Origin of the sequence: Mucilaginibacter sp. RCC_168 (assembly GCF_041355315.1) — a bacterium.
In the GTDB taxonomy this organism is placed as follows: domain Bacteria; phylum Bacteroidota; class Bacteroidia; order Sphingobacteriales; family Sphingobacteriaceae; genus Mucilaginibacter.
Genome location: NZ_JBFUPN010000022.1, coordinates 70,692 through 87,234 on the forward strand (window position 1 = coordinate 70,692; position 16,543 = coordinate 87,234).

9 protein-coding genes and 1 riboswitch are annotated in these 16,543 nt (G+C 41.4%); of the genes, 3 read left to right on the forward strand and 6 right to left on the reverse strand.

Annotation, left to right across the window (positions count from 1 at the left end):
* Positions 1 to 87: 87 nt before the first annotated feature.
* Positions 88 to 3,105 carry a DUF2723 domain-containing protein gene (locus tag AB6735_RS20615; RefSeq protein WP_370997942.1) on the reverse strand — a complete coding sequence of 1,006 codons (3,018 nt, stop codon included), beginning with the start codon at positions 3,103 to 3,105 and terminating at the stop codon, positions 88 to 90.
* A gap of 333 nt (positions 3,106 to 3,438) precedes the next feature.
* Between AB6735_RS20615 and AB6735_RS20620 the strand changes: the two genes are divergently transcribed.
* On the forward strand, positions 3,439 to 5,064 hold the full coding sequence (locus AB6735_RS20620) for a gliding motility protein RemB (protein WP_370997943.1): 1,626 nt from the start codon (positions 3,439 to 3,441) through the stop codon (positions 5,062 to 5,064).
* A 99-nt stretch (positions 5,065 to 5,163) separates the two neighbouring features.
* On the opposite strand, the gene AB6735_RS20625 is transcribed toward AB6735_RS20620, so the two are convergent.
* The 4 genes from AB6735_RS20625 to AB6735_RS20640 form a co-directional block, all read right to left on the reverse strand.
* On the reverse strand, positions 5,164 to 7,293 hold the full coding sequence (locus AB6735_RS20625) for an ATP-binding protein (RefSeq protein ID WP_370997944.1): 2,130 nt from the start codon (positions 7,291 to 7,293) through the stop codon (positions 5,164 to 5,166).
* A gap of 342 nt (positions 7,294 to 7,635) precedes the next feature.
* Entirely contained in the window at positions 7,636 to 8,343 is a 708-nt protein-coding gene (aqpZ, locus tag AB6735_RS20630; protein ID WP_370997945.1) for an aquaporin Z, read from the reverse strand.
* A gap of 427 nt (positions 8,344 to 8,770) precedes the next feature.
* Positions 8,771 to 10,459, reverse strand: a complete 1,689-nt coding sequence (locus tag AB6735_RS20635; protein WP_370997946.1) for a sodium/solute symporter — start codon at positions 10,457 to 10,459, stop codon at positions 8,771 to 8,773.
* Positions 10,460 to 10,608: 149 nt separating this feature from the next.
* On the reverse strand, positions 10,609 to 11,490 hold the full coding sequence (locus AB6735_RS20640) for an inositol oxygenase family protein (protein ID WP_370997947.1): 882 nt from the start codon (positions 11,488 to 11,490) through the stop codon (positions 10,609 to 10,611).
* A 271-nt stretch (positions 11,491 to 11,761) separates the two neighbouring features.
* On the opposite strand from AB6735_RS20640, the gene AB6735_RS20645 reads away from it, so the two are divergent.
* Positions 11,762 to 12,796, forward strand: a complete 1,035-nt coding sequence (locus AB6735_RS20645) for a LacI family DNA-binding transcriptional regulator (RefSeq protein WP_370997948.1) — start codon at positions 11,762 to 11,764, stop codon at positions 12,794 to 12,796.
* Between the two features lie 14 nt (positions 12,797 to 12,810).
* On the opposite strand, the gene AB6735_RS20650 is transcribed toward AB6735_RS20645, so the two are convergent.
* A complete protein-coding gene (locus AB6735_RS20650) occupies positions 12,811 to 15,099 on the reverse strand; it encodes a GH92 family glycosyl hydrolase (protein ID WP_370997949.1) in 2,289 nt (762 codons plus the stop codon).
* A 333-nt stretch (positions 15,100 to 15,432) separates the two neighbouring features.
* A riboswitch (SAM riboswitch) is annotated at positions 15,433 to 15,542 on the forward strand.
* A gap of 119 nt (positions 15,543 to 15,661) precedes the next feature.
* On the opposite strand from AB6735_RS20650, the gene AB6735_RS20655 reads away from it, so the two are divergent.
* Entirely contained in the window at positions 15,662 to 16,231 is a 570-nt protein-coding gene (locus AB6735_RS20655; protein ID WP_370997950.1) for a peroxiredoxin family protein, read from the forward strand.
* Positions 16,232 to 16,543 lie beyond the last annotated feature (312 nt).

A 16,543-nucleotide genomic window follows, 5' to 3' on the forward strand; every position in this document is an offset into this window, starting at 1 on the left:
TTTTGATATTTATTTAAAATAACATAGAGTGCATAAAAAAAGCCATCTCATAATTGAGATGGCTTTTTGATATAGCTGAAATTTATATTATTGTCCACCACCCAAAATCGGGGCAAACTTTTTCATATAATCATTCAATTGTGCCTGTACCTTTTTATTGATATCGGCTTGTTTATTTTCTTTGGTAAAATCGGCTATACCGTTTAGTATTTGCAAACTGATCTGTACATCGCGCATGTTTACGCTGCTGGAATTATCTGATAGCAGGTGATAGTTGTAATCCAACTGATCGGTAACGTAATCATCAATGCTATTGGTAAGTCTTTTACCCAAAACCACATCATTAAGCTGAAATGCCAGTTGCGCCAGGAATAATTTGCGACCGGCAACATCAATGTATGGTGTAATATCAGGCATTTCCTGGTCGTATTTATGCAGTGCTTTTAAAGCCAGATCGTTGTGACCTTCCTGCATCAGGTTTTGGATCAGATCAATAAACGTAGAGGCCATTACCGGGTAAAACATCGATGTTGATTCATGATCTAAATAACGGGCATTTTTAAAGTTGCCGAATTTAAACTTATTCATGATGTTATTATACATCACCATGGTATTGGTTTTACCCAGCTGATCATGTTTGGTAGTATCCTTTTCAAAAGGGATCAGGTGGTAAGTAAAGCCCTCTTTATATAAATAAGGCTGTAAACCTATCAGGTTATCGTTACCGATAGTAGTAGTAAAGCAGATCGGTCTTTTCCAGTGGTTATGCGCTAAAATATCCAGCATGGCAAGGTTATCTTTGGTCACATAGTTTGAAGTGAATTTCCACTCCATTGATTTGGTGATCTTATCTTTCTGATCGGCAGCAACTACCCCATTTTTAATTACTTCATCAGGATCAATGGTAATTTTAAAGTTTTTGGTTGGCAGATAGTTACCCCAGTCGCCGCTTTGATATTGTACCTGGGCGGCTTTATCATCCGAAGAGATAAAGTCAAACACTTCCTTTACTTCTACCGGTCCGGCTATTTTCTGGTCGTTGTAGTAAATAATGTCCCTTACCCCTTCCTTATATTTATCGTAAGGCATGGTGATGGGTAATGGTTCCGACTGGTTCATTTTTCCCTGCATCTGGCGGATGTACCAGTCGCCTGTAAATAAGCTCAGGTTAACAATACGCACATCCGGGCGGATGCCTTCCACTTCCTGATCATACCATAACGAGTAGGTATCATTATCGCCATAGGTAAACAATATGGCATTTGGCGGGCACGATATCAGGTAGTTATAGGCCATATCATGAGCTGTCCACTTGGTTGAACGGTCGTGATCTTTCCACTCCTTGCTGGCAAGTAATACCGGAGCTAATAATAAACAGATCACGGTTGATCCGATAGCGGCGGTATTGGCATTGATATATTTACGGGCAAATTCGGCAATGGCAATAACACCCAGACCTATCCAGATAGCGAAGGCATAAAACGAGCCCACGTATGAATAATCGCGCTCACGTGGCTGTATAGATGGCTGATTAACGTACAGCACAATGGCGAGCCCTGTAAAGAAGAATAACAACAATACAATAAGCGCATCTTTCTTTTTACGGTTAAGGTGATAAAACGTACCAATTAAGCCAATAATAAGCGGAAGCGCGTATAACGGTGTATAAGTTGTCCCGTGTAGCAATGATTTGGGTAGATTCTTATCAAAAAGGCCTGTAGTCCAGTTTCCATCGATACCACCAGTGCTCGTTTGCCCATCGGCATCATTGGTACGGCCCACAAAGTTCCACATAAAATAGCGCCAGTACATCTGGTACATTTGCCAGCTAAACATAAATTTCAGGTTATCGCCAAAGCCAGGCGCCTGGCCATCCGGAATGCGTAGCCACTCTTTATAAAACTGAACATCGTTGGGTTCGGTACTGTACATACGCGGGAACGGCGTTGTATGGCTGTACTCCGTCTCAATCTTTTTACCGGCATTCTCATACTTTGTTTTTCCTTTACGGTAAATAATGCTGCCTTCTTTCTGATCGGTAACGGTAGCATCATAATATGGACCGCTTAATAAAGGAGTTTCGCCATATTGAATACGGTTTAAGTAACCGTAAAGCGTAAAAGCATTATCGGGATGAGAGTTATTCAGATCGGGGTTTGCAGTAGCCCTGATGGGGATATAGGCAAAAGCCGCATAGCCAAAATATATAAAGGCTACGCATAACAAAGCCAGATTAAGCGTTGGCTTTTTAGCGCGGATACTATATATGATACCACCAACAAGCACTACAACAATTAATAAGATAAAGAAAAACGCGCCGCTGCCAAAACCAAGGCCCAGTGAGTTTACAAAGAAAAGATCAAAATAGGCGGCAAATTTGATAGTATATCCCCTGATGCCATACTGAACCAGCCCCAGGATAACAACACCGGCCAAAAATGCCAGGATGCCGTTTTTAACTGTAATCTTTTTACTTCTGCGGAAGAAGTATACCATAGCGATAGCGGGGATGGTTAACAAGTTAAGCAGGTGGATACCGATAGATAAACCTATAACATAGGCTATAAAAACCAGCCATTTATCGGCACCTTTTTCATCGGCATGTGCATCCCATTTTAATATGGCCCAAAATACAATAGCGGTACACAGGGATGATAATGCAAATACAATAGTTTCAACCGCCGAAAACCAAAAGGTATCGGTATAGGTAAAGGCCAATGCGCCAACCAGCCCCGCTCCCATGATCAGGATGAGATTTGATTGTTCTACAACGTCATCGCGCTTATTTAAAAGCATTTTTTTGGCCAAGGCGGTTATCGTCCAAAACAGGAACATAATAGTTGCCCCGCTGGCCACTGCCGAACCTAAATTGGTAAAATAAGGCACTTTAGTATTATCGCCGAATGATAATAGCGAAAACAATTTGCCCAACATGGCAAAAACAGGATACCCGGGTTGGTGGGCCACCTGTAAACGGTAGGCACATGAAATAAATTCGCCGCAATCCCAAAAACTTACGGAGGGCTCCAATGTTAAAATGTAGGTAACAGAAGCTATAACAAAGCAAAGCCAGCCTAAAAGATTATTAATTTTTTTGTATTGCATTTATATATGGGTTCATTAGTTCAATGGTCATTAGTTTATCGGTTCATCTGTTCAATGTTCATTAGCAGGCTGCATATGAATAAGCATGCAGGGTTATTCGTTCAAAAACCAATGAATAATTGAACCAATAAACTAATGAACCAATAAGCGCGCAAATATCAGGATTTTTATAGCTTATTAAAAAAAAACAGTATCGTGCCACCAAATTTAACATAAATTAACTTTTACAGTCATTAATCTGTTATTTTGTAAAACAAATAAGGGTATTATTTCCTTAGGCAAATAAGCTTATCAAATTTTCATGTTAATATAAATAATGCTTACTTTGTTGTGATGCAAAAACTCTACTTCTTTCAGTATATAAAATTATTTTTATTAGCGGGTATCCTCCTGCTTTCCACTCAGATAAGTAACGCGCAATCTGTTTATTTACCACAGTCTTATCTGCTTTACCAAAAATTCAACGGCGATATATATAGTATAAAAACCTCATTTCATACTTCCTTACGCCCTTTTCTGATAGATAGTGTGATCAATGGCACGTATGATTCTGTGATGAATATAGGCGTAAGTGATCAGCGTAAAACATGGCTTAGCCGCAAGTTGTTTAATGAGCATTTGTTTGACATACAAACTAAAGATTATACTTTTTACGGAGACGTTATTGCAGATCTATCGGTTGGGAGAGACTTTTCGGGCAAACGATCAACCTATTTGAATGCCCGTGGCTTTCAATTTGGAGGTACTGTAGGTACCAAATTCTCCTTTTACACGAGCGGTTTTGAAGATCAGGCCAAATTTCCGGATTATTATAACGACGTAGTAAACGCCAATGGCTTTATACCCGGCCAGGCTTACGCACGCCATTACAACGGCCAAAAGCAAGATTCTCAGGATTGGTCGTACGTTACCGCTATAGCATCTTACACCCCCATAAAACAACTGAACATTACGTTAGGTCAGGATAAAATGTTTGTAGGCGATGGGTACAGGTCATTGCTGCTTTCGGACTATGCGGCCAATATGCCTTTGTTAAGGGTTACCGCCAACCTCGGAAAGGTGCAATATATGATGGCCTGGGCATACCTGGAAGATCTTAAAGCACTCAAATTTGACCAGCTGGGAAGCAACAGACGCAAATGGGCTTTGTTTCATTATGTAGATTGGAACGTAAGTAACCGCGTATCATTGGGTTTCTTCAACGCGCTGATTACGCCGGAGGCTGATGACCAGGGAAACAGACGGGGTTTTGATGTGAATTTTATCAATCCCCTGGTATTTTCCAGTGGCTTGGGATCATCCGGCTCGCCGAAGGATAATGTGTTTATGGGCTTTACAGGAAAGTACAAAGTATTTGACAAAACAGCCATTTATGGTCAGTTACTGCTCGACAGGTTTAAATTCAACAACTTCTTTTCGGGCAATAACCTTGATAATACCAATGGCGTACAACTGGGTATACGCGGAGCCGATATTTTTAAGGTTGAACGTTTAAACTATCTTTTCGAGTTTAATACCGTAAAACCAAATACTTACACCAATACCAACACGCTTAATAATTATACCTTTTTTGGCGATCCGCTTGCTCACCCTTTCGGTGCCAATTTCAGGGAGTTTTTAGGGATTATCAATTACTCTATCGGCCGGTTTGATTTTCAGGGCCAGCTGGATTATGGAAAATATGGACTTGATGCTAACGAAACAGACAATAACGGGAAGTTACTCACCAAACCATATCCGGTGACCCCTAACCCAACTCCGGTTATAGGTCAGGGTATCAGCACACAACTTTACTATGGCGAGGGTACTGTATCGTTTTTGGTTAACCCTAAAACAAATCTCCGCATTGAAATCGGTGGCCTTTACCGGCAGGAAAAAAACTCCCTGAGTGATAACAAAACCACCTTAATTACATTTGGAGTAAAAAGCGGTTTCCGGAATTTATATCATGATTTTTAGCGAACAAGTATCAAGTAGTTAGTATCAAGTATCACGACAAAATATCAGTAAGTCGAAAATCCTGATACTTGATACTAACTACTTGATACTGACTAAAACCTACAATTTCAGCGCGCTGATGATCTGTCGCACCAGTTCGGCTTCGGCAAATGGTTTGGTCACAAAACCCGAAAATCCTTTTTCCGAAATCTTTCCGGCATCCGATGGTTTCGAAGTACCACTTATAGCAATAACCGGCACTTTATTTAGCGGGGCCTTTAAATGCCTGATAGCCTCGATAAGTTCATGACCATCCATGGCGGGCATCTGGATATCGGTTAATATAACGGTGATGGTTTCTTTAGCCAGGATATCTAATGCGGTTTCCCCGCTATTAGCCTGGTAAAATTTAATGTTCCATTTGCTGGTCATCATTTTCAGAAACATTAAACTCAATTCATTATCATCCACAGCAAGAATACTAATGCCACTTAGTAACGATAAAGGATCATCTATTTTTTGTTTAGCAACAGCAAGGCTGCCAGCTTCATATGGTATATAAAAACTAAATGTGCTCCCTTTACCTGCCGTGCTTTTTACACTGATCTGCCCTTTTTGCAGCTGAACTAACTGCTTACAGATATAAAGCCCGAGCCCTGTGCCGGTTTGACCTTTTGCAGAATTGGTTTGATAGTATTTGGAAAAGAGATTGGCTTGCTGTTCGGTACTGATACCGGCGCCTGTATCGGCAATATCAACTACCAGCCGGCTTTCCTTATTGACCGATACCAGGGAAGCTTTTACAGTAACACTTCCCACATTGGTATACTTAATGGCATTACTCAGCAGATTAACCATTACTTGTTTAAGCCTGAAACTATCACCTAAAACCAGGGCGCTCCTATCTCCTTCAAAATGATATTCCAAATTGAGTTTCTTTTTGGTGGCACTAAATTCCATACTTTCTATCACCTCTTTCAATACAAAATCGGCATTAAAGGGATCCCGGTTGATCTTAAACTCACTATTCTCCATTTTGGCGGCATCAAGCGTATCATTCAGCGTCCGTAACAGCATATCAGACGAAAGCCTGATAGAGCCCAGCATATCTGCCTGCCGTGGCGACAGGTTAGTTTGACTGAAGATGTACAGAAAGCCCTTTATGGCGGTAAGCGGGTTGCGTATTTCATGGCTCATGTGCTGCAGCAGATCCATTTTTTGCTGGGCGATGGTCACCGACCGTTGGTTTTCCTTTCGTAACAAAGTTTCAGATACTCCCAGTTTCAATATAAATACAATGAGCAATGCAGCAAATATCAGTACCAGGAAAAGCGCAGCGAGATAAAAATTGTTTATTAACCGGGTGGTTTCTTGATAGCTTTTAAATGTCATCCCCTTAAACTCATTGGCGATGTTATAATTGATATCCTTTACACCGTTTATAATATTTTCGAGCTCATTACGGATATGAATATTAAGGGTTGTGAGATCCTTTTGTGTAGCCAGCAGTTTGATATTCCGTTCCTGCAGTTGTTTTAATTTTTGATTATAGTTCTTTTTATCCAGAAAGGCCACTTTACGGGTGGCCGAATCAACCAATAAGTTTGTTCGGCTATGGTTAACTACAATAATGCTGGAGGATGTATTATTATTTTTATTGACGATAGCGTCTTTGATCCGTCCGAAAAGCCCTTTCTTTTTGCCTACAATATCTTTCTTTATGGTATCTGATTTGCCCTCAATACTTTTTTTTCTCGGTCCGAAAGTCGTACTAATAACAACCGGTTCTTTACCGGCAGCTTCATTAAAATCGGCATAAACGGTAAGCAGGGAATCAAAACTGTGTTTAAGCTCATATAACTTACCCGATAGTTCTAATTTTTTAACACGCCAATACAATACCTTCTGATGTTGTTCATCTGTTAAGCCGGGTATATTAGCATGATTCCGAAGCAATGTATCAATCAGGTCAAATGCCTGTGAAAGTTTTATTTTATAAGCTTTACTTTTCGCGTCGTCGGTACTTAATAGCGACTCCTGGAAATCATCTTCGGCCTCATGTAATAATAATAATGCCTGTTGCGGTCTTGATTGATCATATTCAACATCGTGTGCTAATTTTGAAAGATCCTGTAATTTGTTGGAGATGGAATTACGTACAAAAAGCGCGATGATGGCCAGGATAATAATCAATGCCAAAAACGCCAGCATGATCTTCCTCGATATTTTTTGAGTATATGTAGATTTCATTAAAAGCAGTAGCTAAGCACTATGATGCCGATATTTAATTGGCAAAATTTAAAGGCAATTATAGCATTTATAAAAGCCTGCCAAGGTATATTTCTAACTACTTGTAAGAATAAGTTTAAATTATAAACAATTAGATAAAAATACTAATCGTAAACGAAAATCAGAAGGAGTAAAATGATAGCCATACATGGCTGGTATACAATAACCTTTTTAGGTGTTTGACTACTGAGGGGTAGTTGACTAATTATCTTTGTTAGAAACACTCATAAAAGAATGATCTTATGAGATACAACCAGGTCAAAACGGGATTAAGCATATTGACCTGGTTGTGTATTTTTTATTTTATTTTCTTTCAAGTAATAAACGCCATACCGCAGCGCTTAATATGGCACCTAATATAGGAGCTACAATAAACAACCATAACTGGCTGATAGCCGCCCCGCCTACCAACAATGCCGGGCCAATGCTACGTGCCGGATTCACGGATACTCCTGTAACCATGATGCCAACTATATGAATAAGCACCAGGCTTAAACCTATGGACAGACCCGCGAAACCACCGTGTATATTTTTAGTAGAGGTTGAACCAAAAATCACCAGCAGGAAGATAAAGGTGAATACCGTTTCGGCAATAAATCCGGATACTAAATTATAATGGCCCGGCGAAAAAGCATCATAACCGTTTTGCCCTAAACCATTGGCAGCTACGCTATACCCATCTTTCCCAGATGCGATGAGTAATAAGATACCCGCGCCGGCAATAGCACCCAGTACCTGGGCAATAATGTAAATAACCGCTTCATTTGCTTTCATACGGCCGGCAACAACCATACCTATAGAAATGGCCGGATTAATATGGCAACCAGATATATGACCAATAGCATAAGCCATGGCCACAACTGATAAACCAAAAGCAAAAGAGATACCCAACAAACCAACACCACTTGTGCCGTTGGCACCGGCAATTACCGCGCTGCCGCAGCCCATCAAAACCAATACGAGTGTACCGAAAAATTCGGCAGAAAATTTTGAAAAAGTACTTGTTTCCATGTGAATTATAAAATTAGGTTAAAGGATCAGGCTATGATAACTAAATTACCGCATCGGTTTAATTATTTAATAACCTGTATAATATATAAAGCTACACATTGTTATCACCAATTCGCATCAAATAAAATAAGTTTTCAATTAATATAATATCGACCGATAGCCGAACTCTGTCTACAGAAGTTTGAAGATTTCCTCTCAATCGTATCAAATCAGTTTAATTGGGTATTTTATTCCTCATTGCTCCACCAAGAAGCTATAAGGATTCGGCAACAGAGATAATGCAAATTTTCGGCAAGCGCAAACCTGATATCCCGAAGTTGATCGAATGACACAAGGTGTTTTTCTATGAACTATGATCCATGAACTATGAACCATGAACCATGAACTATGAACTATGAACTATGAACTATGATCCATAAACTAAAACCTACCAGAACCTCACGTAAATAGCTGATAATAATATCAATATTACCGCTATCAGAATAACTGATGATGGTTTTAGCTTAAACATCGATCTTTCAATAACGATAGCTTTGGCATTGATCACCTGACCTTTTAAACTAATGGCAACCATAGTAATACAAGTAATCAGGAACGACCAGCTCAGGGAGATAAAGAATGGTATCTCATATTCGCCATGCGCGTTGCGAAATGCTGAGTACAATATCGTTTCGGGCCCAAACCACTCAACCGCGTACTTGTTGAAAAATACAGATGCAGCAAAACCAATCAATATCCCCATTACAGCGGCCGGAGCGGTGGTTCTTTTCCAGAACATCCCCAACAAGAAAGTAGCTAATACGCCGGGGCTTACAAAAGCCGAGTATTTTTGCACAAAGGTATATCCGCCCTCGCTGCCGATGCCCAAAACATCATTCCAGGTAAATAATACAGCTATTAATAAACTCATTAAGATAGCCGCCCGGCCTGTCCAAACCATACTGCGTTCGCTGGCGTCTTTCTTGATGTACTTTTTATAGATATCCAGCGTAAAAATGGTGGCGATACTATTAACCTTACCCGCTAACGAGGCAACAATAGCAGCCGTTAAAACTGCTAATGACAACCCCTTTAAACCTGATGGCAAAAAGGACAGCATAGCAGAATAGGCTCCATCCTTCCCCCCGGCTAATTGTGGCAAGTGACCGTTTTTATACAGAACAAAAGCAACAATTCCCGGTAGCATTACAATTACCGGCATCAGTATTTTTAATAAACTGGCAAATAAAATACCTGTCCGGGCCGTAGTGATGTTAGCGCCCAAAGCCCTTTGGGTAATATATTGATTACAGCCCCAATAATTTAAATTGCTGATCCACTGGCCGGAAACATACATGGCAAAACCCGGTAAGATCAGGTATTTGGTTATGGTTTCGGGCGAAGCACCGGCTGTTGGTTTTTTGAATATCAAGTGAAAGTGATCTGGCGCGTTTTTCAGTAACAAATTAAAGCCGGTAAGTACATTGGTGCCAAAGCCAAACTTTTCGCTTACGATGGTTAATGACAGATAAGTAATAGCCAGTCCGCCAACAATAAGTACACCTACCTGTATAACATCGGTATAACCTACCACCTGCATACCGCCCAGAGCTATAATAACCCCGAATATGGCCAGGCCGATCATGATCTGATGGAAATATTCGCCGCCCAGCAATCCGTTTATAGCTAAGGCACCCAGGAATAATATGGCGGTGAGATTGATAAATACATATAAAAGCAGCCAGAAAATCGACATCACCAGGGCCACCCCGCCGTTATACCTGTCTTGCAGGAATTGAGGCATGGTAAATATCTTATTCTTAATGTATATCGGCATAAAAAATACAGCCACAATGATTAGTGCTGCAGCACCTACCCATTCGTATACGGCAACTGCTATCCCGGCAAAAAAACCATCGCCGCTCATGCCGATAAACTGCTCTGCCGAAATATTGGATGCTATAATGGAGGCGCCAATAGCCCACCAGGTAAGTGATCCTTCGGCCAGAAAAAAGCTGTGTGAGCTATTATTGGTTTCTTTTTTACGGCGGTTATAAATGTAGTATCCGTAACTGGCAACTATGATAAAATAGAAGAAAAAGACCAACAGATCGGCCGTAGAAATGTGTTTCAGCATGAGTATTTTTTGCAATAGGAAATTTAGGCCGGTTATTTTGAGGGCCGGTTCAATTTTTCAAATCTATGAAATAAAATGAATTGACATAACCGCCGGTGATATAATGTCGCCAGCGGTTATGTTAATGGGGTATTTATAGAAACGCCCGGTTAAAATTTCAGCGTTGCCGGTAAATACTTGGCAACCAGATCTTCGTAGTACGGACGCAATTTTTTCCAATCCGGTGGCACGGGACTCTTGGAATAAAGATCATACGGGTTAAACAGATCAACCGATTTAAATAACTGGTGATCATGAGGGGTCATTAAATGACTATAGGCGTTTTCCCGATGCTGCGGATAAAATGAGTGATAACGCAGCATATACAGTGCCTGCTCAGGCAAATATGGCTTCATGATATGGTAAATATACTCATCGTGCCCCCAGGTCATGTGTACATTCTCTAAACCGCAATTTGGCTCATAAACGCCATATTTGGTATTGTAACGAGGGTCATGGTGATCAGGGTTCTGATCAAAATATTCGGAGTAGACGATTTTGTCAGAAAAAGCACAACCTACCGGGTAGCTATCACCTACAACTGCCCATTGAGGCTCGCCGAACAGACATAACACTTTACCCAGGTCATGGAAAAGGCCGGTCAGCACCATCCAATCCGGGCGACCGTCTGCACGGATAGCCTCAGATGTTTGTAGCAAGTGCTGTAACTGATCCAGGTCGGTATCCGGATCGGAGTCGTCAACCAGTTGATTTAAAAAATCAAAGGCTTCCCAAACCGTCATTTCTTGCTTATCAAACGACAGATATTGCTGTTTTTTTTGCAATACAAAATCGTAGGTTTGATTAATGTGCTGTAAACGATAAAATTCCCTCACACTATCTTTTGTGGTAGCTTCGTAGTCACGATATGCTTGCGTATCCCTGCCGGCTGCAATGGAATTTGCATCAGGATAGCGAACTAATAAATCATCTTCCCATTCTTCTATGGAATTTAGAGGGCCTTGTTCTGGCGTTCCGATTATCTTGCTCATGATGTTATAATTTAAAAGGAAATATAATTGGTAAACAATCCTTTATAGCTGGTTTTTTATAGCTGTGTTATACAAATTTGTCCATTTTTAGAATCAGATTTATCAAAAATCCCGTATTTATTTGCTTAAACGTTTACTTAAACTGTAAAGGTGACAGCTATCTGTTGACGCTTATTTTGCCTGCTATTTTTATTACCTTGCTAAACTTTTTTATAGTTTAGCGATAAAAATCGCCTAACAGACAATTAAAATCCCGAAAACCAATACCCCGATGGCCGAAGCAAAAAGTAACAAAGTAAACATGAAAACACTGGCTAAGGTGTTAAATGTATCTATTGCAACTATATCAAAGGCACTCAGGGATAGTCATGACATAGGTGAGGAAACTAAGCAACGGGTTATAGAAACCGCCAAATTGCTGCACTATGTACCCAATCCTTACGCCAGCAGCCTCCGCAAACGATCAAGCAACACCATTGCCATTATCATCCCCGAGATTGCCGACAGTTTTTTTAGTCAGGCTATCAATGGCATTGAAAGTATTGTTGGCCAGGAAAAATACCACGCCCTTATTTATTTAACCCATGATAGCTACGAGCGTGAAGCGCAGATGTTCAACGACCTGAGCAGTGGCCGTGTTGATGGCGTGATCATGTCTGTTGCCAGCAATACCAAAGATATCCGCCACATACAGGAGCTACAGCAAGCAGGTGTACCCATTGTTTTTTTCGACCGGGTTTGTGAGGATATTCCTACCGCCAAGATCAAAACCGATGATTTTAACAGTGCTTACATGGCCACCAAACACCTGCTTGAACGGGGTTGTAAAAACATATCGCTGGTTACTATTGAAGGCTATCCTTCTATCTTGCAGGCCCGTGAGGGTGGCTATAAAAAGGCGCTGACCGAATATCAGGTGAAATCCAAAGAAGAAAATATTATCAGCTGCTCCAATAAGTATAACCAGGAAAACATTGCTGTTTTAAAAGAACATATAATCACCGTAAAGCCTGATGGCATCATCGCTACGGTTGAACATTTGGCCACTACCACCTACCTGGCCTGCGAGGAGCTGCGACTAAACATCCCTAATGATATCAAAGTGGTTTGTTTTACCAACCAGATCACCGCGGCCATCCTAAACCCACCACTTACTACGGTTTTACAACCGGCATATGATATGGGCCGCAAAGCCGCTGAACTATTATTCGGTCACCTGGCAGGGAAGCCTATACAGTTAGAAAAAGAAAATATCACACTCCCATCCAAACTGGTAGTCAGAGACTCTACTCGTGCCACCAACTAAGCAGTTTTCGATTCTTATAACTTCTGTGGTTTATCGGTCATGGTGAATGCCAACGTTCCCCCTTCGCTGATCTGTTTGTGCGAAGTGGTAAAATCTTTTATTGGCGTACCGTTAAAGCTTACTTCCTTTACATATTTATTTTTGGCAGAGAGACCCGTAGCCTTAATGATCAGCTTTTTGCTATGCTGCAGGTTCAAAACTATATATGGGAATTGTGGCGCACCAATACTGTAAACTCCAGACGCAGGCGCTACCGGATAAAAGCCCATCACATTAAAAATATACCATGCCGAAGTCTGGCCGCAATCATCATTTCCGTTGATACCTATAGCCGCGTTCCTGAAGTTCTGTGTCGAAGTATGTTCCCGAACCAGCTCCTGCGTTTTCCATGGCATGCCGCAATAGTTAAACAGGTACAGGTAATGATGACCAGGCTCGTTGTCCGCACGATAGTGGCCCTCGCTAAAATTTTGGCTCAGTTTATCGGCAAAAGCCTTTTCACCGCCCATTAATTTGATCATTCCCGGAATATCATGCATGGCGCCGAAGGTATAGGTCCACTTGGTTCCTTCCGTAAAACCCGAATCCGGCTTGGCCGAAAAATGTCCGTCGGAATTACGGGGAGCCATAAAACCGGTTGCCTTATCGTACACATTCTGATAGTTTTTACTCCAGGCCATCAGCTGTTTATAGTCGTCGTCTTTGCCTAAACCTTTAGCCACCTGGGCTACAGCATAATCATCAATAGAATACTCAATGGTACGCGAAACCGATTCCCGGGTTTTATCTACGGGTATAAAGCCTAATTTATGATAGTTGGTGAGGCCACCACGGGCTTCAAAGCTCGTCCAAAGGTCACGGTCGCCCCAGCGTTTGTGGGCATCGCCATCCGGGGCTTCGTACGAGTCCTTATGCAGCGCTTCATAAGCCAGTTTGGTATCAAAACCATGGAAACCTTTTATATAGGCATCGGCCACAACAACATCTGCGTGAGTACCTATCATAATATTGGTATAGGTTGGATTTGGCCACATCGGCATCCAGCCACCCTCCTGGTACATCTGCAACAGCGATTGAACCATACCATCAACCCTCTTCGGCTGGATAAGCGTCAGCAGCGGGTGCAACGCCCTGAAGGTATCCCAAAGCGAATAATCATTGTACGATTCACCTTTGTGCACCTTATCGTCAAAGGCGCTGTAATATTTACCATATTCCGAAAACTGCCTCGGAAACAGCATGGTATGGAATAAAGCGGTGTAAAAGATCGTCCGCTGATCCCTGCTTACCCTGCTTAACTGTATTGCTTTTAGGGCCTGTTGCCATTGGTCGCGCGTGTTTTTTACTACCTGGTCAAAATCCCAGTCAGGGATCTCCTTTTTAAGGTTTTCGCGGGCCTGCTCCAGGCTGATAAACGACGTGGCTACTACTACCCTCACCTCGTCATTAGCCTTGGTACGGAACGATATAAAGGCCCCCATCCGGGTACCATATTGCTCATGACTGCCTTTGTTGATCACCTGCTTGTCCCAGGTACCATATTTTTTGATCTGCTTGTTAAACCTGATCACAAAATACCCTTTAAAATTCTTCAACTCAGGACCTAACTGTGCCGACTGCCGGTCGGGGTTATAACCTGTTATTTCGTTATTTACCGTATCTACGTGCACGTAACCTTTTAGCTTTTTGATCCGTACGGTATAATCATTGGCCCAGTCCTTCAGTTCGGGGTTCAGGTTGATACCCTGGATAATGATATGCGCCTGATCGGCCTTGGGAAAAGTAAACCGGAACATACCACAGGTATTAGCGCCCGCTATTTCGGCTTTGATCTTCTCTGCCTCGGTAGTTTTTAGCTTTACCGAATAGTAATAAGGTTTGGACACCTCATCTTTATGGCTGAAGGAAAGTACCCGCTCCTTTGGTAAAACACGTAATTTACCTACCTGCGGCATCACTGATACATAGCCGTAATCGCCCATCCAAACGGTGGGCTGGTGACTGGCCGCGAACCCGATAACCCTACTATCCTCATAGTGATAAACCATATAGCTCATTTTGTTTTCGCGGGTTTGCGCTACAAAGTTGGTCATGGCAAAGGGTACGTTTACGCAGGGCATGGTGCCGCCCCCACCATTGCCTTCCTCAAAATTTTTGGCAAAACCTTTTAGAGAAGTACCTATTAACGGATCAACATAATCAACCTCATCCAGTTGCTTTTTAGTGGCTGTGGTTTGGGCGAAATTATCCGCGTAAACAAAGGTTAGTAAGCCTAACAAGTAAATGCTACGTTTTAATTGCATAGTGAGCAGAAGGTATAATTGGTAAGCGACCTGACAGCAGATCAAAAACAAATCTCTTATTTTTAAGATCATATTTCTCAAAAACATTTGAATTATTTACTTAATCGTTTTCCTGATCTTTTGTTTTACCCGCCATCTATTTTTAAGGGTGCTCAGTCTTGTGGAATCTGGAAATAAGTTCAGGATGACTTACTCTATTTCATCTATCTCCCTCTCTCCTTTTGCCACCCAATTGTAAGAAATAAGCGAAAATTACCAAATCGATATAAAGTCTATGGATTTAATAGAATTATTTATATGTTTGCAGCCGAAATCGTTCTTTATTTCATTTTTTAATTATCCAGAAAGACTGAGGGAAAGGCCCTGTGATGTCTTAGCAACCTGTACAGATTGTTATAAAGGTGCTAATTCCTATCTGCCATTATTTGCAGAAAAGATAATGATACGTCCACATATACAGCTATAGGCTGTTCTGATATCCTCTCCATTATTTCTGTTTAATTGAAATCTGTTAATTTTTTATCCCCGGCTTAATTATAGCGGGCCTTATTTAATAAATTCAATGAACAACAAACTTTTACTCATAGTTTCTCTTTTCCTATCCACCGGCGTTGCCGTCCAGGCACAATCGGTACAGGCTGTAGATTCGGCTAATATCGATCGTGGTTATCTGGTAAAAGTTGGCGACCAGGCCCCAGATGATTTTGAATTGGTATTAACCAACGGCAGCACAACAACTTTAAAGCAGTTACGCGGTAAAGTAGTGATACTTCAGTTTACTGCCAGCTGGTGCAGTGTATGCCGCCAGGAAATGCCACACCTGCAAAAAGACATTTGGGAAGCTTACAAAGACCAGGACCTGATATTGATTGGCGTAGACCGTGATGAGCCTTTGAAAAAAGTGCAGAAGTTTCACAGCGACATGAAGATCACCTATGATCTGGCGCTTGATCCTGGTGCCGAAATTTTTGGAAGGTTTGCCAAAAAAAAGAGCGGTGTTACCCGCAATGTAGTCATCAACCGCGAGGGCCGCATCGTTTATCTCACCCGCCTGTATGATCAGTATGAGTTTGCCTCAATGGTTAAAGTGGTCGACGCTTTGGTGAATAACAAAACCGCGTCTGTAAACTAAAATAAATAATAAGGCATGTGTCGTTGATCCTGTCGTCACACAATGCTATATCGATTTAATCAACAATCACACCGGATATGAAAACAAATTACATAACCTTAAACAACGCTTCTGTTTTGAACATTTACACTTTAACATCTGCTTCTACCCCTATGTCATCTATGCAAAACATGTGTTGCTGCTGTTAACTTACAGCGTTGCTTAGGTCGGTCAGGCTTTTTATCTCAGGCAACACAAACCCAACAATCAAAAATTTACAGTTAAGGGAATGCTATAGATCACCGGGTCATCAGATCTGCGGATGACTAAGCC

Bases quoted from the DNA above. Each gene is read 5' to 3' on its own strand.
- AB6735_RS20645 (WP_370997948.1), top strand. From the start codon at position 11,762: ATGGCCGAAGCAAAAAGTAACAAAGTAAACATGAAAACACTGGCTAAG.
- AB6735_RS20635 (WP_370997946.1), bottom strand. From the start codon at position 10,459: ATGCTGAAACACATTTCTACGGCCGATCTGTTGGTCTTTTTCTTCTAT.
- AB6735_RS20640 (WP_370997947.1), bottom strand. From the start codon at position 11,490: ATGAGCAAGATAATCGGAACGCCAGAACAAGGCCCTCTAAATTCCATA.
- AB6735_RS20620 (WP_370997943.1), top strand. From the start codon at position 3,439: ATGCAAAAACTCTACTTCTTTCAGTATATAAAATTATTTTTATTAGCG.
- aqpZ (WP_370997945.1), bottom strand. From the start codon at position 8,343: ATGGAAACAAGTACTTTTTCAAAATTTTCTGCCGAATTTTTCGGTACA.
- AB6735_RS20615 (WP_370997942.1), bottom strand. From the start codon at position 3,105: ATGCAATACAAAAAAATTAATAATCTTTTAGGCTGGCTTTGCTTTGTT.
- AB6735_RS20655 (WP_370997950.1), top strand. From the start codon at position 15,662: ATGAACAACAAACTTTTACTCATAGTTTCTCTTTTCCTATCCACCGGC.
- AB6735_RS20650 (WP_370997949.1), bottom strand. From the start codon at position 15,099: ATGCAATTAAAACGTAGCATTTACTTGTTAGGCTTACTAACCTTTGTT.
- AB6735_RS20625 (WP_370997944.1), bottom strand. From the start codon at position 7,293: ATGAAATCTACATATACTCAAAAAATATCGAGGAAGATCATGCTGGCG.